The organism is Lysobacter sp. 05T417 (assembly GCF_056396405.1).
Window position 1 is genome coordinate 214,948 of sequence record NZ_JBFTLK010000003.1, and the last position, 21,447, is coordinate 236,394.

General features: G+C 66.7%; 18 protein-coding genes. 5 read left to right on the forward strand and 13 right to left on the reverse strand.

What is annotated here, in order from left to right; genetic code table 11:
* Positions 1-6: 6 nt before the first annotated feature.
* The 3 genes from AC1DER_RS06950 to AC1DER_RS06960 are packed head-to-tail and all read right to left on the reverse strand — an operon-like array spanning position 7 to position 2,767.
* Positions 7-735, reverse strand: coding sequence for a dTDP-4-amino-4,6-dideoxyglucose formyltransferase (locus tag AC1DER_RS06950; RefSeq protein WP_477246147.1), 729 nt, complete (start codon positions 733-735; stop codon positions 7-9).
* Positions 732-1,907, reverse strand: a complete 1,176-nt coding sequence (locus AC1DER_RS06955) for a DegT/DnrJ/EryC1/StrS family aminotransferase (protein ID WP_477246149.1) — start codon at positions 1,905-1,907, stop codon at positions 732-734. The genes AC1DER_RS06950 and AC1DER_RS06955 overlap by 4 nt, the downstream gene beginning before the upstream one ends.
* 5 nt (positions 1,908-1,912) lie before the next feature.
* Positions 1,913-2,767 (reverse strand): glycosyltransferase family 2 protein, encoded by an 855-nt coding sequence (locus AC1DER_RS06960; protein ID WP_477246151.1) that lies wholly within the window; start codon positions 2,765-2,767, stop codon positions 1,913-1,915.
* Between the two features lie 175 nt (positions 2,768-2,942).
* Here AC1DER_RS06960 and pilB point away from each other — a divergent pair, with 175 nt between their 5' ends.
* The 4 genes from pilB to coaE all read left to right on the forward strand — a co-directional run bounded on the left by pilB (position 2,943) and on the right by coaE (position 7,504).
* The gene (gene pilB / locus AC1DER_RS06965; RefSeq protein WP_477246153.1) at positions 2,943-4,667 is read left to right on the forward strand and encodes a type IV-A pilus assembly ATPase PilB; all 1,725 of its coding nucleotides are present in this window, start codon (positions 2,943-2,945) and stop codon (positions 4,665-4,667) included.
* Between the two features lie 3 nt (positions 4,668-4,670).
* Positions 4,671-5,927 carry a type II secretion system F family protein gene (locus tag AC1DER_RS06970; protein WP_477246155.1) on the forward strand — a complete coding sequence of 419 codons (1,257 nt, stop codon included), beginning with the start codon at positions 4,671-4,673 and terminating at the stop codon, positions 5,925-5,927.
* Between the two features lie 37 nt (positions 5,928-5,964).
* Positions 5,965-6,828: a prepilin peptidase gene (locus AC1DER_RS06975; RefSeq protein WP_441816745.1), complete on the forward strand. Its 864-nt coding sequence runs from the start codon at positions 5,965-5,967 to the stop codon at positions 6,826-6,828.
* Between the two features lie 64 nt (positions 6,829-6,892).
* Positions 6,893-7,504, forward strand: coding sequence for a dephospho-CoA kinase (coaE, locus tag AC1DER_RS06980; RefSeq protein ID WP_477246158.1), 612 nt, complete (start codon positions 6,893-6,895; stop codon positions 7,502-7,504).
* A gap of 4 nt (positions 7,505-7,508) precedes the next feature.
* On the opposite strand, the gene AC1DER_RS06985 is transcribed toward coaE, so the two are convergent.
* From AC1DER_RS06985 to AC1DER_RS06995, 3 genes are all read right to left on the reverse strand, one after another.
* Complete coding sequence (locus AC1DER_RS06985) at positions 7,509-8,507, reverse strand: Nudix family hydrolase (RefSeq protein ID WP_477246160.1); 999 nt, start codon at positions 8,505-8,507, stop codon at positions 7,509-7,511.
* A gap of 85 nt (positions 8,508-8,592) precedes the next feature.
* On the reverse strand, positions 8,593-11,325 hold the full coding sequence (gene secA, locus AC1DER_RS06990; protein WP_477357795.1) for a preprotein translocase subunit SecA: 2,733 nt from the start codon (positions 11,323-11,325) through the stop codon (positions 8,593-8,595).
* A 246-nt stretch (positions 11,326-11,571) separates the two neighbouring features.
* Positions 11,572-12,495, reverse strand: a complete 924-nt coding sequence (locus tag AC1DER_RS06995; protein ID WP_441816749.1) for a M23 family metallopeptidase — start codon at positions 12,493-12,495, stop codon at positions 11,572-11,574.
* Positions 12,496-12,500: 5 nt separating this feature from the next.
* Between AC1DER_RS06995 and AC1DER_RS07000 the strand changes: the two genes are divergently transcribed.
* On the forward strand, positions 12,501-12,938 hold the full coding sequence (locus tag AC1DER_RS07000; protein WP_441816750.1) for a DciA family protein: 438 nt from the start codon (positions 12,501-12,503) through the stop codon (positions 12,936-12,938).
* 248 nt (positions 12,939-13,186) lie between these two features.
* Here AC1DER_RS07000 and lpxC read toward each other — a convergent pair whose 3' ends face one another.
* The 7 genes from lpxC to murG all read right to left on the reverse strand — a co-directional run bounded on the left by lpxC (position 13,187) and on the right by murG (position 21,435).
* Positions 13,187-14,101, reverse strand: coding sequence for a UDP-3-O-acyl-N-acetylglucosamine deacetylase (lpxC, locus tag AC1DER_RS07005; RefSeq protein WP_441816751.1), 915 nt, complete (start codon positions 14,099-14,101; stop codon positions 13,187-13,189).
* Positions 14,102-14,462: 361 nt separating this feature from the next.
* Positions 14,463-15,689, reverse strand: a complete 1,227-nt coding sequence (gene ftsZ / locus AC1DER_RS07010) for a cell division protein FtsZ (RefSeq protein WP_441816752.1) — start codon at positions 15,687-15,689, stop codon at positions 14,463-14,465.
* A gap of 186 nt (positions 15,690-15,875) precedes the next feature.
* Positions 15,876-17,111: a cell division protein FtsA gene (gene ftsA, locus AC1DER_RS07015; protein ID WP_477246165.1), complete on the reverse strand. Its 1,236-nt coding sequence runs from the start codon at positions 17,109-17,111 to the stop codon at positions 15,876-15,878.
* Positions 17,108-17,848, reverse strand: a complete 741-nt coding sequence (locus AC1DER_RS07020; protein WP_441816754.1) for a cell division protein FtsQ/DivIB — start codon at positions 17,846-17,848, stop codon at positions 17,108-17,110. Before AC1DER_RS07020 ends, ftsA begins: the two co-directional genes overlap by 4 nt.
* Positions 17,845-18,819 carry a D-alanine--D-alanine ligase gene (locus AC1DER_RS07025; protein WP_477246248.1) on the reverse strand — a complete coding sequence of 325 codons (975 nt, stop codon included), beginning with the start codon at positions 18,817-18,819 and terminating at the stop codon, positions 17,845-17,847. Before AC1DER_RS07025 ends, AC1DER_RS07020 begins: the two co-directional genes overlap by 4 nt.
* 14 nt (positions 18,820-18,833) lie before the next feature.
* Positions 18,834-20,315: a UDP-N-acetylmuramate--L-alanine ligase gene (murC, locus tag AC1DER_RS07030; protein ID WP_441816755.1), complete on the reverse strand. Its 1,482-nt coding sequence runs from the start codon at positions 20,313-20,315 to the stop codon at positions 18,834-18,836.
* Between the two features lie 58 nt (positions 20,316-20,373).
* The gene (gene murG / locus AC1DER_RS07035) at positions 20,374-21,435 is read right to left on the reverse strand and encodes an undecaprenyldiphospho-muramoylpentapeptide beta-N-acetylglucosaminyltransferase (RefSeq protein WP_477246250.1); all 1,062 of its coding nucleotides are present in this window, start codon (positions 21,433-21,435) and stop codon (positions 20,374-20,376) included.
* Between the last annotated feature and the right edge of the window lie 12 nt (positions 21,436-21,447).

The window sequence follows — 21,447 nt, forward strand, 5'->3', positions numbered from 1 at the left end:
CCACGGCTAATCCGCTTGCTGGACGCGCAGCTCCAGGAATACTTTCTTTCCGGAGCCGGGATCAATGAAGTACGCGTTCCTGTAACCCTCGAACGTCAGTGCCCTCATGCGGTCGTAGAACTGGGCGAATGTTCCGACTTGCTCCATGTCGATGCGGCACAGGGCGTCGAAATCCTTCTTGAGGAACAGGTTGCCCTCCCCTTCCGGCGCAATCGCTGTGTAGTTGCCGGCCAGCAGGGCCACGAGGTTTTCGTTGAGCCAGCTGATCTCGGCTTCGACGATCCTGTGGTAAAGACTGCCGGAGGTATCCCAGGCCTCGGCGTGGATTTCCTGGCGGTGCACGATCATGCCGTGATCGAGCTTGTCGTCGATCCGGTGCACGGTGAATCCGACCCGGTGACCCTGCGCAATCGCCCAGACCTGTGGATACCAGCCGCGTGTGTCGGGGTTGAACCCCGGATGGATGTTGATGCACTCAACCACCCCGTGGACATCCGCGGGAAAAAGCTGCTTGCAGTGTGCCGAGATCACCAGCTGATAGCGTTCGACAATGCGCGCCGCGTCCCGGCGCATGTCGACCCGCATCATTCCGGGAAGCATCGTCACCGGAACTGGAGCGCCAGGCGTGCACGACAAGTCCACCCGGTCTTGGAGGCCGTCCCTGGCAATCAGTGCCTGCAGGGCGGTGGCGAGCAGGAGGTTGTCACAGACAACCAACGCACGACGCGCCGTCATGACGTTTCGCAGCAGACACGGATCATGGCGCCGATCTGCTGCACGGCACCGGCATCCACGCCGCTTCCGGAAGGCAGGACGATCACGCTTGCCGCGACGGTCTCCGTGTTCGGCAGCACCAGGCCGGCGTGCGGGAACAGATCACGATAGGGCTTCATTCGATGGCAGCCAGGCCAGAAGTACTTGCGCGCCAGGACGTTCTCGGCATGCAGCGTCTGGACGATCCGGTCGCGCAGCCCGACCCGCTCCGGGTCGACTTCGATGACCACATAGTGATAGTTCGGGTCCTGGGCCTCGTCGTACTGCAGGAGACTGATGCCCGGGACGCCTGCGAGAGCCTTCGAATAGGCTTCGTAGTTCTCCCGGTTCTTGGCGACGAAAGACTCCATGGCGCGCAGATTGACCAGGCCCATCGCGGCGCTGATCTCCACCATCTTTCCGTTCGTGCCGGGGTAGACCACGTTGTCGTAGCCAGCGAAGCCGAAGTTGCGCATCAGGCGCATCGCATCGGCGAGTTCGTCTTCGTTGGTCAGCACCGCGCCACCCTCGAAGGAGTTGAATACCTTCGTGGCATGGAAACTGAAGACTTCGCAGCGACCGAAGTTGCCGATCTTGCGACCGCCGTGGCTGCAATCGAAGGCATGGGCGGCGTCGAACATGAGCTGCAGCCCGTGCTCGTCCGCCAGCGCCTGCAGGGCCTCGACTGGAGCGGGCCGGCCCCACAGGTGCACGCCGACGATTCCGGTGGTGCGGGGCGTAATCATCCGCCGGACCGCTTCCGGGTCGATGTTGTGCGTGGCGGGGTCGATGTCGGCGAACACCGGCGTGATGGCCTGCCAGTGCAGCGCGTGGGCGGTGGCGACAAACGTGTAGGACGGGACGATGACTTCGCCGTGCAGTCCAAGGGCGCGTATCGCGATTTCCAGCGCGACCGTTCCGTTGCACATGGCGACGCAATGCTTGACGCCCAGGCGGCCGGCGATCTTCTGCTCGAGCTCCTGGACAAGCGGGCCGTTGTTCGTGAGCCAATTGCGCTCGTAGATTTCGGTGGTGTAGCGCAGGAGCTCGCCGCGGTCGCCCAAGTGTGGCCGCCCAACGTGCAACGGCTCGCTGAATGCTGGCGCAGCCCCATTGAGGGCCAGGTCAGCGGCCAACTTGATGGACTTGTGCATGAAGCTCATTCGAACCGCCGATAGGTCAGCGCCGTGATCTGCTCTGAAACCAGGCCGATGAGGAAAATGATCACCGTCGCACTGAACAACAGTGTGCTCATGTTGGTGAAGCGCCCCATCGTCGCGTATGTGTACGCGTAATAGCCGACGCCAAGCGCGAAGAATGCCGCGGCGGTCGGCGCAAACAGCTTCAGCGGCGAATACAGCGTCGCAATCTTGAAGATGATCAACAGAAAGCGGATGCCATCCTTGATCGGCCGGATATGGCTGCCGTTGCCCACGCGCTTGGCGACGGGAATCGGCACGTAGGCCACTGGATAGGCGCTGCGGAAGAACGCCATCGTGCTGGTGGTCGGATAACTGAAGCCATTGGGTAACAGGTGCAGGAACTCGCGGAACTTGTCGGCGCGCACGGCACGGAAGCCGGACGTCAGGTCGAGGATCTCGTGCCCGGTCATCCAGCTGGCCAGGCGGTTGTAGAAGCTGTTGGCCAGCCCACGATGGAAATTGGCCTGACCCGAGCCGTCGCGGGCCCCGACCACCATGTCGTAGCCCTCGTCGAGCTTCTCGAGCAGCAGGCCGATATGGGCCGCGCTGTGCTGGCCATCGGCATCCATGAACACGATCACGTCGCCCGTGGCCGCCCGCGCGCCGCGCTTGATGGCCGCGCCGTTGCCCATCGAGTACGGGGATGACAGCACGCGGGCGCCGTGCCCGGCCGCGACCGCGGCGGTGGCGTCGCTGGAACCGTCATCGACCACGATCAGCTCGGCCTGGGGCCATTGCTCGCGCAGGGCAGGCAGTGTCCTGGCCAGGCCCTCGGCTTCGTTCTTTGCAGGTAGTACTACGGAAACGCGCATCCCCCTCCCCCAGTTGCCTGCACAGAGTAGGCGATGGGGCTTCCCCCAGGAAGGTGCAGACGTCCCCGTTTTCTAAATGGGGCTGCGGCCGCGGGACTGCACAAACGTGCGCACCGTCCGCTCCCCAGGCAACAGGATTGCGGTACAGTCCGGTCGGGGAATTACAGGGGGCTCCATGAGCACCGTTGCCACTGCCAACCTGGTGGGGATCACCGGCATTGCCCGGCGCCTCGTGCTGGACGGGGTCCTGGAGGACACGGCTGCCCGCCAGGCGCTGGCCACCGCCACCAGCCAGAGGCAGCCCATCGCCACCTACTTGGCGGAGAAGCGGCTGGTGACGCCGGCGCAGCTGGCCGCCGCCAACTCGATCGAGTTTGGCGTGCCGCTGCTCGATGCCTCGGCGTTCGATCCCAAGCAATCCGCCATCAAGATCGTCAGCGAAGCCCTGGTCCGCAAGCATTCGGTGCTGCCGCTGTTCAAGCGCGGCAACCGGCTTTTCATCGGCATCGCCGATCCGACCAACAACCAGGCCCTGGACGAGATCAAGTTCCAGACCAACCTGGCGATCGAGCCGATCCTGGTCGACGAGGACCGGATCAAGCGCTGCATCGACACCTGGCTGGAAGCCAGCGACGCACTGGCCGACACGGTCGGCGACTCGGAAGGCCTGGATTCGCTGGACGTGTCCGGCGGCGACGCCGACCTGGCCAACGAAAGCGGCGTGGACGTCAAGACCGACGACACCCCGGTGGTCAAATTCGTCAACAAGGTGCTGGTGGACGCGATCCGCAAGGGCGCCTCGGACATCCATTTCGAGCCCTACGAAACCGAATACCGCGTGCGCCTGCGCATCGACGGCCTGCTCAAGCAGGTCGCCAAGGTGCCCACCAGCCTGCAGGCCCGCATCGCCGCCCGCATCAAGGTGATGGCGCAGCTCGACATCGCCGAGAAGCGCGTGCCGCAGGACGGCCGCATCAAGCTCAACATCTCCAAGACCAAGCAGGTCGACTTCCGCGTCAGCACGCTCCCGACCCTGTTCGGCGAGAAGGTGGTGATGCGTATCCTCGACGGCAGCGCGGCCAAGCTGGGCATCGACAAGCTCGGTTACGAGGACCACCAGCGGGACCTCTACGAGAAGGCCCTGGCCAAGCCCTACGGCATGGTCCTGGTGACCGGCCCGACCGGCTCGGGCAAGACGGTGTCGCTGTACACCGGCCTGAACATCCTCAACGAGGAGCAGCGCAACATCTCCACGGTCGAGGACCCGGTCGAAATCCGCGTGCCGGGCATCAACCAGGTGCAGATGAACGTCAAGCGCGGCATGACCTTCGCCGCCGCGCTGCGCAGCTTCCTGCGCCAGGACCCGGACGTGATCATGGTCGGCGAAATCCGCGACCTGGAAACGGCCGAGATCGCCATCAAGGCCGCACAGACCGGCCACATGGTGCTGTCCACGCTGCACACCAACGACGCGCCGCAGACCATCGCGCGCCTGATGAACATGGGCGTGGCGCCGTTCAACATCACCTCGTCGGTGACCCTGGTCATCGCCCAGCGCCTGGCCCGCCGCCTGCACGACTGCAAGCGCGAAGTGCACCTGCCCGAGCATGCCCTGCTGGCCGAGGGCTTCAAGCCCGAAGAGATCGCCGAAGGCCTGAAGATCTACGAGGCCGTCGGCTGCGCCGACTGCACCGAAGGCTACAAGGGCCGCACCGGCATCTACCAGGTCATGCCGATGAGCGATGAGATCCAGGCGATCGTCCTTGCCGGCGGCAACGCCATGCAGATCGCCGATGCAGCACAGAGATCGGGCATCGACGACCTTCGCCAGTCGGCGATGCTGAAAGTCAAGAACGGCGTTACCAGCCTCGCCGAAATCAACCGCGTAACAAAGGACTAAGCCATGTCCGCGACCCGCACTGCCACCAAGCCCACTACCGTGCGTCGCGCCGACGCCTTGCCTGTCTTCACCTGGCAGGGCACCGACAAGCGCGGCAAGGTGATGAAGGGCGAAACGCAGGCAAAGAACGCCAATGCCCTGCGCGCCGAACTGCGCAAGCAGGGCATCCAGCCCAAGGTGGTCAAGCCCAAGGGCAAGCCGTTGTTCGGCGCCGCCGGCAAGCGCATCACCCCGCTCGACATCGCGGTGTTCAGCCGCCAGATCGCGACGATGATGAAGTCCGGCGTGCCGATCGTCGGCGCGATGGAGATCATCGCCAACGGCAACAAGAACCCGCGCATGGCGACGCTGGTCAACTCGGTCCGCGCCGACATCGAGAGCGGCTCTTCGCTGCATGAGGCGCTGAGCAAGCACCCGGTCCAGTTCGACGAGCTCTACCGCAACCTGGTCAAGGCCGGTGAGTCGGCCGGTGTGCTGGAGGTCGTGCTCGACACCGTCGCCACCTACAAGGAAAACCTCGAAGCCCTCAAGGGCAAGATCAAGAAGGCCATGTTCTACCCGGCCATGGTCATCGCGGTGGCCCTGATCGTCAGCTCGATCCTGCTGGTGTTCGTCGTGCCGCAGTTCGAGGAGGTCTTCAAGGGCTTCGGCGCGGACCTGCCGGCCTTCACCAAGCTGATCGTCGCCCTGAGCCGCTTCATGGTGGCCTGGTGGTTCGTGATCCTGATTGGCGTCATCGGCGCGATAGCGGCCTTCATTATGGCCAAGAACCGATCCGTCGCGTTCTCGCGTCTCCTTGATCGATTGATCCTGAAGTTGCCCGTGATCGGCCAGATCATGCACAACTCCGCCATCGCCCGTTTCTCGCGCACCCTGGCCGTGACCTTCAAGGCCGGCGTGCCGCTGGTGGAGGCGCTCGACACCGTCGCCGGCGCCACCGGCAACGTCCTGTACGAGGACGCCGTGCGCAACATCCGCGATGACGTCGCGGTCGGTTACCCGGTCAACGTGGCGATGAAGCAGGTCAACCTGTTCCCGCACATGGTCGTCCAGATGACCGCCATCGGTGAAGAAGCCGGCGCCCTGGACACGATGTTGTTCAAGGTCGCCGAGTTCTACGAGCAGGAGGTCAACAACGCCGTCGACGCGCTGGCCAGCCTGCTGGAGCCGCTGATCATGGTGTTCCTGGGCGTGATCGTCGGTGGCATGGTGATCGCCATGTACCTGCCGATCTTCAAGCTGGCCTCCACGGTCGGCTGATCGGCACACAGGGATTTCTTAGGCGACAATCCGACGCATGGCATTCCTAGATCAGAACCCCGCCATCGGTTTCCCGCTGGCGGCCGGGCTCGGCCTGTTGGTCGGCAGCTTCATCAACGTGGTGATCCTCCGGCTGCCCAAGCGGCTGGAGTGGCAGTGGCGGCGCGACAGCCGCGAAATGCTGGGCGAGCCGGAGACCTACGATCCGCCGCCACCAGGCATCGTGATCGAGCGATCGCACTGCCCGCACTGCAAGCACCAGCTGTCCTGGTACGAGAACATCCCGGTGTTCAGCTACCTGGCGCTGCGCGGTCGCTGCCGCAGCTGCAAGGCGCCGATCTCGCCGCAGTACCCGCTGGTCGAGCTGCTGACGATGCTGCTGGTCGTCGCCTGCGTCTGGCGCTTCGGCTTTGGCTGGAAGGGTTTTGGCGCGATCGTATTCACCTGTTTCCTGATCGTGCTGTCCGGCATCGACCTGCGGACGAAGTTGTTGCCTGACCAGTTGACCCTGCCGCTGATGTGGCTGGGGTTGATAGCCGCGTCCGACAACCTGTATTTCCCGGCCAAACCTGCCCTGCTCGGCGCCGTTGCGGGCTATTTGAGCCTGTGGACGGTGTGGTGGCTGTTCAAGCAGCTCACCGGCAAGGAAGGCATGGGCCACGGCGACTTCAAGCTGCTGGCCGCGATCGGCGCCTGGACGGGCCTCAAGGGCATCCTGCCGACGATCCTGCTGTCATCGCTGGTCGGCGCGATCATCGGCTCGATCTGGCTGGCGATGAAGGGTCGCGACCGCTCCACGGAAATCCCGTTCGGGCCCTACCTGGCCGTCGCCGGCTGGATCGCCTTCTTCTGGGGCGACCAGATCGTCGGGACCTACATGCGGGTCTCCGGCTTCCACTGAGGCCGCACGTCTTCATCCCTGCCCCTCGCCCGCACAGTGGCGGAGGGGCTTATATGATCCGCGCATGAGCGACTTCATCATCGGCGTCACTGGCGGCGTTGCCTCCGGCAAGAGCGTGGTCACGCGCCGTTTCGAGGAACTCGGGATTGTCGTTGCCGATGCCGACGTGGCCGCGCGCGCCGCGGTAGCGCCCGGGTCCGACGGCCTGGCCGAGGTCGTCGAGGCATTCGGAAGCGGCGTGCTGGGCGCCGATGGCGGCCTGGACCGTGCCGCCATGCGGCAACGGGTATTCGGCGATGAGGCCGCTCGCCGGCGCCTGGAGTCGATCATCCACCCGCGTGTGCGCATAGCACTCCATTCGGCCTGCCAGGCCGCCAGCGGCCCATACGCGATCGCGGCGATTCCCTTGCTCGCCGAAGGCGGTGGCCGTGACGCCTATCCGTGGCTGGCGCGGATCCTGGTGGTCGATGTTCCGGTCGCGGCGCAGCGCGCGCGCTTGATGGCGCGCGACGGCGTCGACGCCGCCCTGGCCGACCGGATGATCGCAGCCCAGGCGACGCGGGCGGCGCGACTCGCGGTCGCCGACGACGTGCTGATCAACGATGCGGCGCTCGATGCCCTTGACGAACCGATTGCGGCGCTCGATCGCCGGTACCGCGCCCTCGCCGGGGCCTAGCGCGTCAGACCGGCCAGAGGCTGCGTATGGCAGCGATGCCCTGGGCGCCGTGCGCCCTCGCGTCTGCCAGGTCGTCCGGGCCGAGGCCGCCGATCCCGTAGATTGGCAGCGACACCCGCTCGCGCATCGCCGCGAAGCCTTCCCAACCGATGCCGGCCAGGCCGGGGTGACTCAGGGTCGGCTTGACGTTGCCCACCACGGCGAAATCGCAGCCCAGGGTCTGGGCGGCGATGACGTCATCCAGTCCGTGGCAGGACGCCGCCAGTGGCAGTTCTGGCGGCAGCGGCCGCTGCGACTGCCGGTGCAGGAGTGACGTCGGCAGGTGCAGACCGATGCCCAGTTCGAGCGCGATGTCGGCGTCGCTGTTGATCAGGACCTCGGCGCCCGCCTGGCGGCAGCGCTGCACCGCCTTCGCCACGAGCGTTCGCCAGCGCGCCGCGTCGATGCCCGGTGCGCGCAACTGGACGCGGCGAAAGCCTGAGGCAAGCGCGGTTTCCAGCTGCGTCAGCCACTGCGCATCGTCGTCCGGCACCGGCGTCACCAGGTACAGCGCCGGCTGCAGCAGTGCGGCCACCACGGGCCGATCCGCCGGTGGCATCGCGTAGCTGCTGAGTTTGTGCGGCGGCACCCATACCAGCGCCTGCCCTTCGCGGCCGCGGGCACTGCCGCGCCAGCTGGCGATCGTGCGCACATCCAGGCGCAGGCGTTTGTCGGGATATATCTGCGGGACGCTGATCAGGCGCGCGCCCACTTCCACATCGATGCCGAGCTCTTCGTGCAGTTCGCGCGCGAGTGCCGCTTCCGCCGACTCGCCGGGTTCGTGCTTGCCGCCCGGGAATTCCCACAGGCCGGCGAGGTCACGGCCTTCGGTACGACGCGCCAGGAGGACGCGGCCGCGGGCATCGCGGATGACGCCGGCCATGACTTCGACGAAACGGGTGGGCGCTCGCGCGCCGTGCCCGTCGGGGTGCGGGGAGGTTGCTGGTGGAGGCTGGGCGGTCATGGGGTCGGCGCCATGGGCGCCCTGCCCTCACCCCGACCCCTCTCCCGCGAGCGGGAGAAGGGCTTTGAGACGGAGCGGCCGATGGTCAGGCGATCTGCCCATGGCAGTGCTTGTACTTCTTGCCGCTGCCGCACGGGCACGGATCGTTGCGGCCGACATTGGCGAACGCATCGTTGCCGCCGGCCTGGGCGAGCGCCTGCTGCGCTTCCTCGTCGGCACCGTAGCCGCCGACGTCGGCGTGCTGGAACTGCATCTGCCGGGACTGCGCCTCGGCAGCGGCGCGTTCCTGCGCTTCCAGGGCAACCACTTCGTCCTCGCTGCGGATGCGCACGCGCGCCAGCAGGGTGACGACTTCGCGCTTGACCTTCTCCAGCATCTCGCTGAACAGCTCGAACGCTTCTTTCTTGTATTCCTGCTTGGGCTGCTTCTGCGCGTAGCCGCGCAGGTGGATGCCCTGGCGCAGGTAATCCATGCGCGCCAGGTGCTCCTTCCAGTTCTGGTCGAGCACGTTGAGCATGATGTGCTTTTCCAGCAGGCGCATGGTCTCGGCGCCGAGCTGGGTTTCGCGCTCGCTGAAGTGGCCGTGCACGGCCTGCTGCACGCGCTCCTCGATGGTCTCCGAGTCGAGCGCGTCGCTTTCCTTCGCCATCGCCACCAGCGGCATGGCCACGCCGAACTCCTGCTCCAGCGTCGACTCCAGGCCCGGCAGGTCCCACTGTTCGTCGATCGAGTTGAGCGGCACGAAGCGGGCGACGGTGTCGGCAACGACATCGCTGCGCAGCCCTTCGATGTTCTCCTCGACGGTCTCGGCTTCCAGCAACTCGTCGCGCTGGGAGTAGATCACCTTGCGCTGGTCGTTGTTGACGTCGTCGAAGTCGAGCAGGTTCTTGCGGATGTCGAAGTTGTGGGCCTCGACCTTGCGCTGCGCGTTGGCGATCTGCTTGGTCACCAGCGGGCTTTCGATGATGTCGTCTTCCTTCAGGCCCATGCGCGCCATCACGCGCTGCACCCAGTCGGCGGCGAAGATGCGCATCAGGTTGTCTTCGAGCGACAGGTAGAAACGGCTCGAACCCGGATCGCCCTGGCGACCGGCGCGGCCGCGCAGCTGGTTGTCGATGCGGCGGCTCTCATGGCGCTCGGTGCCGACGATGTGCAGGCCGCCGGAAGCCTTGACTGCCTCGTGACGCGCCTGCCATTCGGACTTCAGGCGGGCCTTGGTGACTTCATCCAGCTCGCCGCCAGTGCTGGCTTCCAGCAGCGCCACTTCGTTCTCGAGCGAACCGCCGAGCACGATGTCGGTACCGCGACCGGCCATGTTGGTGGCGATGGTGATCGCGCCCGGGCGACCGGCCTGCGCGACGATCTGCGCTTCGCGCTCGTGCTGCTTGGCGTTGAGCACCTCATGCGCGATGCCGGCCGCACTCAGCTGCTCGCTGAGCATTTCCGACACTTCGATGGACGTGGTGCCGACCAGCACCGGCTGCTTGCGGGCGTTGGCGTCCTTGATCTCGTTGACCACCGCGCGGTACTTGCCGGCGCGGTTGAGGAACACCGCATCCGGGTGATCCTTTCGCTGCACCGGCTGGTGCGTCGGGATCACGATCACTTCCAGGCCGTAGATGCTCTGGAACTCGTACGCCTCGGTGTCGGCCGTGCCGGTCATGCCGGACAGCTTGTTGTACATGCGGAACAGGTTCTGGAAGGTGATGCTCGCCAGCGTCTGGTTCTCGCGCTGGACCGGCACGCCTTCCTTCGCCTCGACCGCCTGGTGCAGGCCGTCGGACCAGCGACGGCCGGCCAGGGTGCGGCCGGTGAACTCGTCGACGATCACCACTTCGCCGTCGCGGACGATGTAATCGACGTCGCGCTGGTAGATGGCGTGCGCGCGCATGGCGGCATTGAGGTGGTGGACGACGCCGAGGTTCTGCGCGCCGTACAGCGAGTCGTCTTCGCCCTGCAGGATGCCGGCCTGGCGCAGCAGCGCCTCGGCATGTTCCTGGCCGGTCTCGGACAGGTGCACCTGCTTGCTCTTCTCGTCGACCCAGTAGTCGCCCTCGCCTTCTTCCGTGGCCTGGCGGATCAGGTTCGGGACGAGGCGGTTGACCTTGATGTACAGCTCCGGCGATTCGTCGGCCGGGCCGGAAATGATCAGCGGCGTGCGCGCCTCGTCGATCAGGATCGAGTCGACTTCGTCGACGATCGCGTAGTTGAGGCCGCGCTGGAAACGGTCTTCTTTCGACAGCGCCATGTTGTCGCGCAGGTAGTCGAAGCCGAATTCGTTGTTGGTGCCGTAGGTGATATCGGCGGCATACGCAGCGTGCTTGTCGCTGTGCGGCATGCCCGGGTAGACCACGCCGACCGTCAGGCCGAGCCAGTTGTACACGCGACCCATCCACGCCGAGTCGCGGCGGGCCAGGTAGTCGTTGACGGTGACCACGTGCACGCCCTTGCCTTCCAGGGCGTTGAGGTAGACCGGCAGCGTTGCCACCAGGGTCTTGCCTTCGCCGGTGCGCATCTCGGCGATCTTGCCCAGGTGCAGGACCATGCCGCCGATCAGCTGGACGTCGTAATGGCGCATGCCCAGGACGCGGCGCGAGGCCTCGCGGCAGACGGCGAACGCCTCCGGCAGCAGCTTGTCGAGCGTCTCGCCGTCGGCGAAGCGCTTCTGGAACTCGGCGGTCTTGGCCTGCAGCTCAGCATCGCTGAGCTTCTCCATCTGCGGCTCGAGGGCGTTGATCTTGAGGACGGAGCGTTGCAGCTGGCGCAGCAGACGATCGTTGCGACTACCGAAAACGCGGGTAAGCAGGCTGTTGAGCATGTACGGGTCCGGAAAGCGGAACAGGGGAACCAGCGAGCGGGACGCACTGAGAGTGCATGTCCGCCAGCAAGTTCCCCGGAAGGAGGTCGGCTGGAAATGAAATCGGGGCGCCGTGCGCCCCGATCGCATCGAGCCTGAACTGTGGCCAGTCCGATTGTACCGTGGGGGCGAGGGTCGGTGCTTGCAAGGCGCTCGCCTGCCCTCACCCCGGCCCTCTCCCGCAGGCGGGAGAGGGAGTAAGCGGCATCAACCCTTGATCTGGACCTTCAGCGGCGACTGCTGGCTGAGGAAATTGCGCGGATTGACCACGCGGCCGTTTTCCCAGACTTCGAAGTGCACGTGCGCACCGGTGGAGCGGCCCGTCGAACCGGCCTTGGCGATCTCCTGGCCGGCACGGACCAGCTCGCCGACCTTGTGGGTCAGGCGCGAGTTGTGGGCGTAGCGGGTGACGTAGCCATTGCCGTGATCGACCTCGATCACGTTGCCGTAGCCCGAGCGCACGCCCGAGTAGCTGACCACGCCGTCGGCCACGGCCAGCACCGGGTCACCGACGTTGGCCTTGAAGTCCAGGCCCTTGTGGTTGGCGTGCCCGCCGTTGAACGGGTCGGCGCGGCCGCCGAAGCCGGAGGTGATGTAGCTGCCGGCGATCGGCTCGCGGCCCGGGACCGCGTTCATGTCGAGCTGGCGGTTGAACAACAGCGACTCAAGTACCGAGAGCTGCTCGCCCGAGGCCTGGAACTGCTGGCCCAGGGTCGCCATGCCTTCGTCGAGCTCGGCCTTGGTCATGTCACGCACCGGGCCGACACCACCGACGCCGACCGGCTTGTCGAAATCGAACTCGCCGTCCTGGAGCTGGCCGATGCGGGTCAGGCGCTCACCGAGGGCGTTGAGGCGGTTGGCCTCGGCCTGAAGCTCGCCCATGCGGGCGGCCAGGGCATTGATCTCGCGCTGGGCATCACGGCGGGTGGCCGCGATCAGCGCTTCCTGGTTTTCGGACTTGCCGCGCAGCAGGGCGTTGTCGGCAATGCCGGCGCCTGCGCCGATCGCCGCGCCGCCGCCAAGCAGCAACGCGATGGCCAGGGCGGGTCGCTGCGCTCCCCAATATCCGGCCTGCTGCAACCAATGCGACAGCTGGGCGCGGGATTTGTTTACGATGGATGGATAGGTCATGTCTTATGTCTGATTCCAAGCACAAGCCCCGAAAAGGCGGCTCTTCGACTCCGCTGGCCGCGCTTGACGCGCTGCTGGCCGAGCCCGCTGGCGGTCCAATTCGTCGTGCCTTGTGGCTCGAACAACTGGACCTACGGTTACGCCCACACCTGCCGCCGTCTTTGGCCGCGCATGCGCGGCTGGCCAATTACGAACGAGGCAGGCTCGTGTTTGTCGTCGACGCCCCGGTGTGGCGTGCCAAGTTGCGGCTCGCTGCCCCGGAACTGCTCGACGCGGCCCGTTCCGTCGGGCTGGATGCGGCTGAACTGATCGTCAAAACGACAACTCCGACGACTGCCTCCCCACAATCGGATCGGAAAGCCAAACCCATCTCAGCGACTGCACTGCTAGCACTGCAGGCCGCTCTGGTACTCCTGAAAGAACCGGATTCTTCCGACTCCTGAGGGAACACCGCCGAACCTGATCGACCTTGGCAAACTTGTTGCCGGGGCCCATCGATTGGCTGCGGTCGGGGCATGCTAAAGGCCTAACCCCTTGAAATTGTTAAAGGGTTAGAAACAAATTGATAGGTTTCCGTTAAATAATTGTTAAAGCGTCACGTGATGTTCACGTCTGTGACGCCCACCCAATTCATGTAAACGGTTGCGCCAGGATCCAGCCCCGATAGCCGCGTAATCGGTACGCGCGGGTATCAGGCGGTGGCGGGGACGCCATAGGCGACCGGGGCCGGAGCCGCGTCGGTCTGATTGAACGTCACTTCTTCCCAGGCTGAACGTTCGGCCAGCAAGGCCCGGACCAGCTTGTTGTTGAGCGCGTGCCCGGACTTGAAGCCGACATAGGTGCCGATGACCGGGTGCCCGGCCAGGTACAGGTCGCCGACCGCGTCGAGGATCTTGTGGCGGACGAATTCGTCGGCGTAGCGCAGGCCGTCGTCGTTGAGGACACGGAACTCGTCGAGGACGATGGCGTTGTCCATCGAGCCGCCCAGGCCCAGGTTGCGCTCGCGCATGTACTCCAGGTCGCGCATGAAGCCGAAGGTGCGGGCGCGGCTGACTTCCTGGATGTAGTTGGCGGTCGAGAACTCGACCACGGCCCGCGACTGCGACGCCGGGATCGCCGGGTGGTCGAACTGCACGGTGAAGTCGAGGCGGAAGCCGTCGTAGGGCTCGAAGCGCGCGACCTTGTCGCCTTCGCGCACTTCCACCGGATGCTTGATGCGGATGAAGCGCTTGGGCGCTTCCTGTTCGGCGATGCCGGCCGACTGCAGCAGGAACACGAACGGACCCGATGAGCCGTCCATGATCGGCACTTCGGCCGCCGACAGCTCCACGTAGATGTTGTCGATGCCCAGCCCTGCCAAAGCCGACAGCAGGTGTTCGACCGTCTGGATCTTGGCCGGCCCGCAGCTCAGGCCCGTGCACAGGGTGGTCTCGGTGACCAGCTCGGCGCTGGCAGGCACTTCCACCACCGGGTCGAGATCGACGCGGCGGAACACGATGCCGGTATCGACCGGGGCCGGGCGCAGGGTGAGAAAGACCTTCTCGCCGCTGTGCAGGCCCACGCCGGTGGCGCGGATCACGTTCTTGAGGGTGCGCTGACGCAGCATCTGGAAAAAACCTGTCGGGGGCAGACCTGTTGCGTGGGACTGGTCACGTCTGGACGAGCTCAGCCTTGCACGTCCGGGATATGTAGGGCCTCAGGCAGGCAGATGCAAATCGTTCTCGCCTGAACGGCGCGCAAGAATACCACCGGCGTGGCTGAACCTTAACGGAAATTCGTCACTGTCCCGACTTGCCGGCCGGGCAAGATGGCCGGTCGGCCCGCATTTGCGGGGCCGACCGGCCTAAAGCCCCTCCTGGAAGGCCCAAGGAGGCACTAGGGGACGACGACGGTCTTGCCCTCCTTCTGTCGCCAGGCGGAGGCCCTGCTGCCTTGCCCTCCCCTGCGAGCAGGGGAGGTCATCTACATCAGTCGGCCTGGCGGCGCAGGAACGCCGGGATGTCCAGGTAGCTGCTGTCGCTGCCGAAGTCGGCCACGGCCGGCGAGGACGACGGCTCGGCCGTGCGGGCGCTGGTGCTGCCGCGCAGGCTGTTGCCGAAGCTCGGACGGACCGGGGCGGCCATGTCTTCCATGGCGCCGAACTCCGGCTGGCCGGTGGTGGCGTTGCGCACCAGGGTGATCGGGGCGCGCAGGGCTTCCTTCTCGTTGCCGCGGACCGACTGGCGCGAGACGGCGCGGTTGAGGCCGGTGGCGACCACGGTGACCTTGACCTCGTCCTGCATGTCCGGGTCGAGCACGGTGCCGATGACGACGGTGGCGTCTTCCGAGGCGAAGTTCTCGATGGTGCGACCGACTTCGTCGAACTCGGCCATCGTGAAATCCGGACCGGCGGTGATGTTGACCAGGATGCCGTTGGCGCCGGACAGATTGACGTCGTCGAGCAGCGGGTTCTGGATCGCCGATTCGGCGGCGGCCTGCGCACGGTCGTCGCCGCGTGCCGAGCCGGTGCCCATCATCGCCAGGCCCATCTCGCTCATCACGGTGCGCACGTCGGCGAAGTCGACGTTGATCAGGCCCGGGCGGACGATCAGGTCGGCGATGCCCTGCACGGCGCCGAGCAGCACGTCGTTGGCGGCACGGAAGGCCTGGATCATCGTGGCGTTGCGGCCCAGCACGGTGATCAGCTTCTCGTTTGGGATGGTGATCAGCGAGTCGCAGTGGTGGCTCAGTTCCTCGATGCCCTTGAGCGCGACCTGCATGCGGCGGCGACCCTCGAACGGGAACGGCTTGGTGACCACGGCGACGGTCAGGATGCCCATCTCCTTGGCCAGCTGCGCCACCACCGGCGCGGCGCCGGTACCGGTGCCACCGCCCATGCCGGCGGTGATGAACACCATGTCGGCGCCGGTCAGTGCATCCATGATGCGCTCGCGGTCCTCAAGCGCGGCCTGGCGGCCGACTTCGGGATTGGCGCCTGCACCCAGACCCTTGGTCACGTTGCTGCCCAACTGCAGCTGCAGCTTGGCACCGCAGTTCTTGATCGCCTGCGCGTCGGTGTTGGCGGTGATGAACTCCACGCCATCGACATTGCCGCTGACCATGTGCGCAACGGCGTTGCCGCCGCCACCGCCCACGCCAACAACCTTGATCACCGCGTTCGGGGCCATTTTTTCAACCAGTTCGAAATGTGCCATGTCGTCGTCCTCGTTATGTGTTGCTAGTTATGTGTCGTGTTGCTTTCGAAAAACTGGTGCTGCCTGCCGCTCTTCGCCTTCGCCTCGCCTGCCCTCGTGGCCCGGACTCCCTGCCCGGACCGGGAACCGGCTGCGGCATGCGCCGCGTCGATTCCGTGCTACTTGCCGCAACGGTTCTGACCATCGTCAGAACTCGCCGCGATACCAGTTCTTGAGCTTGCTGAAGAAGCTGCCGGCGCGACCGGTGGAGATCACCGGGCGACGCGGGTGCTCGATCTGGCTGCCCATCAACAAAAGACCCACGCCGGTGGCATGGACCGGATTGCCCACCACTTCGCCCAGCCCGGTCACGTGCTGCGGGATGCCAACGCGCACAGGCATCTGCAGCATCTCCTCGGCCAGTTCGACCACGCCTTCCATCTTGGCCGCGCCGCCGGTCAGGACCATGCCGGCGCGGACGTGGTGCTCGAAGCCGCTGCGACGCAGTTCGGCCTGGATCATTTCGAAGATTTCCTCGTAGCGCGCCTGCACCGCCTGCGCCAGCGAAGCGCGCGGCATGCGTCGCGGCGGGCGGTCGCCGACGCTGGGCACCTGGATCGATTCCTCGGCGGTCGCCATCTGCGCCAGCGCGCAGGCGTAGCGCACCTTGATCTGCTCCGCTTCCGGTGTCGGCGTGCGCAGCATGTGGGCGATGTCCTCGGTGACCTTGTCGCCGGCGATCGGCAGGCTCGCGCTGTGCGCGATCGCGCCGCCGACGAACACCGCGATGTCGGTGGTGCCGGCGCCGATGTCGACCAGGACCACGCCGAGCTCGCGCTCGTCGGAGGTCAGCACCGCCTGGCTGGAGGCGAGCACGCTCAGGACGAGGTCGTCGATCTGCAGGCCACAGCGCTGCACGCACTTGCTGATGTTGGCCGCGGCCGACTGCGCGCACACCACCAGGTGCGCATGCACCTCCAGGCGCACGCCGGTCATGCCGACCGGGTTGCGGATGCCGTCCTGCGAGTCGTCGAGCACGTAGTCGCGCGGGATCGCGTGCAGGATCTTCTGGTCGGCGGGGATGGCGACGGCCTTGGCCGCGTCCAGCACCCGGTCGAGGTCGCCGTAGGTGACCTCGCCGTCGCGGATCGGGGCGATGCCCTGCGAGTTGCGGCACTGCACGTGGTTGCCGGAGATCGAGGCGTAGACCGAGCGGATCTCGCAGCCGGCCATCAGCTCGGCTTCCTCGATCGCACGCTGGATCGACTGCACCGTCGACTCGATGTCGACGACCACGCCGCGCTTGAGGCCGCGCGATTCATGCGAGCCGATGCCGATCACCTCGATCGGGTTGCCCGGCGAGTACTCGCCCACCAGCGCCACCACCTTGGAGGTGCCGATGTCGAGTCCCACGATCAGCGACTTGTCGCCCTTACGATTCATGACTGTCCTTGCGGTTGTTGCGGCACGGCCGCCGGCGCCGGGACCGGCGCCCACGTCAGTGCAAAACCATTGGTGTAACGAAGGTCGGCGCGCTTGAGCACCTGCGCCTGCTGCGCCATCAGCTGCGGCATCAGGCGCACGAAGCGGCCGATGCGCGCGCGTGCTTCGCTGCGTCCGACCACGATCTGTGCGCCGTTGTCCAGACCCAGCGTCCAGCTGCCGCGCGGGTCGAGCGCGACTTCCTTCACTTCCAGGCCGATCGGCGCGAACTGCGCGCGCGATTCGTTGTACAGCTCCACGACTTCGGCTACGCGCGCGTGCGGGCCCCCGAGCTGCGGCAATCCCGGCGGAACCTCGACGCCCTTGGCCGGGAACAGCTTGCCCTGCTGCGACAGCAGCAGGTCCTTGTCCCAGCGGGCGAACGGGCGGTGTTCGACCACGATCACTTCCAGCACGTCCGGCCAACGCTTGCGCACCTGTGCATGCTCGACCCACGGCAGCTTCGCCACTGCGTCCTGCGCGCCGGCGAGATCGACGGCGAAGAAGCCGCGCTGCGCGTAGGGCATGACGGTCCGGCGCAGCAACGCTTCGTCGACACGCTCGAACTGGCCGGTCGCGCGCAGCTTCTGCAGCGGCCACTGGCTGGCTCCGATCCAGCCGTTGAGCACGGCCACGATCGGCAGCACGACCAGCGCCAGCGCGAGGATCCAGCCAACAAGGCGAAGCATGGCGTTCACGCCGACGCACCTCCCGCAACCGGGGCCAGGCTCGACTCGAGCACGCGCCAGCACAGTTCATCGAACTCGATGCCAACCTGGCGCGCGGCCTTGGGCACCAGCGAGTGGCTGGTCATGCCCGGCGCGGTGTTCACTTCGAGCAGATGAAGCGCGCCGGTGCTGCGGTCGCGCATGAAGTCGACGCGGCCCCAGCCGTGGCAGCCGGCGGACACAAAGGCCTCCTGCGCGAGGCGGCGGATGGTGCCTTCCTCGGCGCCTTCCAGTCCCGGGCACAGGTACTGCGTGTCGTCGGCAACGTACTTGGCGTGGTAGTCGTACCACTCGCCCTTGGGAACGATGCGGATCGACGGCAGCGCCACGTGCCTGCCGCCGACGAGCAGCATCGGGACGGTCAGTTCCTCGCCATCGATCAGCTGTTCCATCAGCAGCTCGCCCGGGTAACGGGCGGCATGGGCGACGGCTGCGTCGAGATCGGAGTCGGCGAGCACGCGCGATACACCGACGCTGGAGCCTTCGCTCGACGGCTTGATGAACACCGGCAGGCCCAGTTCGCGCGCAGCCGCATGCACATCGGCGCCGGGGGCCAGGCGCGCATAGCGCGGCGTCGGCAGGCCTTCGCTCAGCCACACCTGCTTGGTGCGGATCTTGTCCATGGTCAGCGCCGAGCCGAGCACGTTGGAGCCGGTGTAGGGCACGCCGAGGGCTTCGCACAGGCCCTGCAGGACGCCGTCTTCGCCGCCGCCCTTGTTGCCGTGGAGGATGTTGAACACGCGATCGACGCTGCCGGCGCGGATCGCGTCGACCAGGGCCGGGATGCCGTCGACCGCGAACGCGTCGATGCCGCGCGAGCGCAGCGCCTCGAGCACGTTGCGTCCGGAGTCGAGCGAGACTTCACGCTCGGCGCTGGTGCCGCCCATGAGCACGGCCACGCGCCCGAACACCGCGGGATCGCTGACCTGGGTCGGGCCGATCGGGAACTGCGCGCTCACTTCCGCTCTCCGTTGCCGTTGTGGTTGCCGCCGTTGTGGTTGCCGCCGTTGAAGCCGTGGGCCGCGATCTGCTGCGCGGCGGAGCCGATGTCGCCAGCGCCCATCATCAGCAGCAGGTCGCCGTCGTTGAGGACGTCGGGCAGCACGCTGGCGAGGTCGGCCGCGCCGCTGACCACGATCGGATCGATGCGGCCGCGCGCGCGGATCGCACGCGCCAGCGACTTGGCGTCGGCACCGGCAATCGGCGCTTCGCCGGCCGGATAGACTTCGGTCAGCACCAGCACGTCGACGCTCGACAGCACCGCGGCGAATTCGTCGAACAGGTCGCGCGTGCGGCTGTAGCGGTGCGGCTGGAAGGCCACGACCAGGCGCTTGTCGCTCCAGCCACCGCGAGCGGCGGCGAACACCGCTTCCAGTTCCTTCGGGTGATGGCCGTAGTCGTCGACCAGTTGCACTTTCGCGCCCCGGGCCGTGGTCGGGCTGGCGAGCAGGTTGAAGCGGCGACCGACGCCGGCGAAGGCCTTCAGTGCGCGCGCGATGGCTTCGGCGCTGACGCCGAGCTGCCAGGCCACCGAAGCGGCTGCCAGCGCGTTCTGCACGTTGTGCCGGCCCGGCAGCGCCAGCGTCACCTGGGTTCGCGTCGCGTCGGGCAGGCACAGGGTGAAGCGCATGTTCGGACCGTCCTGCTCGACGTCCTCTGCGCGCACGTCGGCGACGTCGCTGAAGCCGTAGGTCATGACGTGGCGCGGCGTCTTCTTCGCCAGCGCCGCCACTTCCGGATCGTCGATGCACAGCACCGCCAGGCCGTAGAACGGCAGGCGGTGCATGAATTCCTCGAACGCGGCCTGGACGTTGGCGAAGTCGCCGCCGTAGTTCTCCAGGTGGTCGGCGTCGATGTTGGTGACGATGGCGATCTGCGGGTTCAGGCGCAGGAAGCTGCCATCGCTCTCGTCGGCCTCGGCCACCAGCCAGTCGCCGGTGCCCAGGCGTGCGTTCGCGCCGGCGGCAAGCAGCTGGCCACCGATGACGAAGGTCGGATCGATGCCGCCCTCTGCGAGCACGCTTGCAGCCAGCGAGGTGGTGGTGGTCTTGCCGTGGGTGCCGGCCACCGCGATGCCGCGCTTGAAGCGCATCAGCTCGGCCAGCATCTCCGCGCGCGGCACCACCGGGATGCGCTGTGCACGCGCTTCCATCAGCTCGGGGTTCTCGGCGCGGATGGCGCTGGAGACCACGACGCAGTCGGCGCCGAGCACGTTCGCCGCGGCGTGGCCGCGCTGCACGTTGATGCCGAGCGCCGACAGCCGCCGGGTGACGGCGTTGTCTGCGTTGTCCGAGCCGGAGACCTGGTAGCCCAGCGTGCACATCACCTCGGCAATGCCGCTCATGCCGACGCCGCCGATGCCGACGAAGTGCACGCGCGGGAAGGCTTTGGCGAGGTCGCCGGTGTGCTGCAGGCGGCGGCGCAGGGCGGTACTCATGGCGTGTTTCCGTGGAGCGGGAATCGGGAATGGGGAATCGGGAACGAGAAGTTGGCCATCACGGCACCACCTCCATGACGGCATCGGCGACGCGCTGTGCGGCATCGGGCCTGGCGATCGAGCGCGCACTGTGCCCCAGCTGCAGCAGCACACCACGCTCGCCGAGGATCTCGATCGTTGCCGAGATGCGGTCGCCCAGGTCGTTGCCGACGCCCTGCGGCACCAGGTGCGCGGCGCCGCGGTCGACCAGGTACTGCGCGTTCTTGGTCTGGTGGTCGTCGACTGCCTGCGGGAACGGCACCAGCACGCTGCCGACACCCACCGCACACAACTCGGCCAGCGTCAGGGCGCCCGCGCGGCAGATCACCAGGTCCGCCCAGGCGTAGGCGGCGGCCATGTCGGCGATGAACGGTTCCACCGAAGCCGTGACGCCGGCCATGGCGTAGGCCTGTTCGGCCTCCTCGCGCATCTTTTCGCCGCTCTGGTGGCGCACTTCGCAGGCCAGGCGCCCGCGCAGTCCGGCCACGGCCTTGGGCATCGCCAGGTTCAACGCACGCGCGCCCTGGCTGCCACCGAGAACGAGCAGCCGGATCGGACCGGTGCGCTGGGCGAAGCGGACACTGGGCGGCACCACCGCGGCGATCTCGCCACGAACCGGATTGCCGACCACTTCTTCCTTGAGGCTCGGGAACGTGCCCGGGAAGCCGGTCAGCACGTGGCGTGCGAAGCGCGCCAGCACGCGATTGGTCAGGCCCGGTGCGCGGTTCTGTTCGTGCACGAGCAGCGGCACGCCGGCGATGCGAGCGGCGATGCCACCGGGGCCTGCAGCGTAACCACCGAAGCTGACCACTGCACGCGGCTGGCGCTCGCGCAGCGTCTGCAGCGCGGCGCGCACTGCGCCGATCAGGCGGAACGGCGTGGCCAGCAGCGTGCCGATGCCCTTGCCGCGCATGCCACTGACCGCGATCGTATCGATGGCGATGTCGTGTTGCGGCACCAGGCGCGTTTCCATGCCGCCCTCGGCGCCGAGCCACAGCACGGGCACGCCGCGCTCCTTGAGCTCGTGCGCTACCGCAAGGCCCGGGAAGATGTGACCACCGGTGCCGCCGGCGAGGATCATCACCGGGTGCAG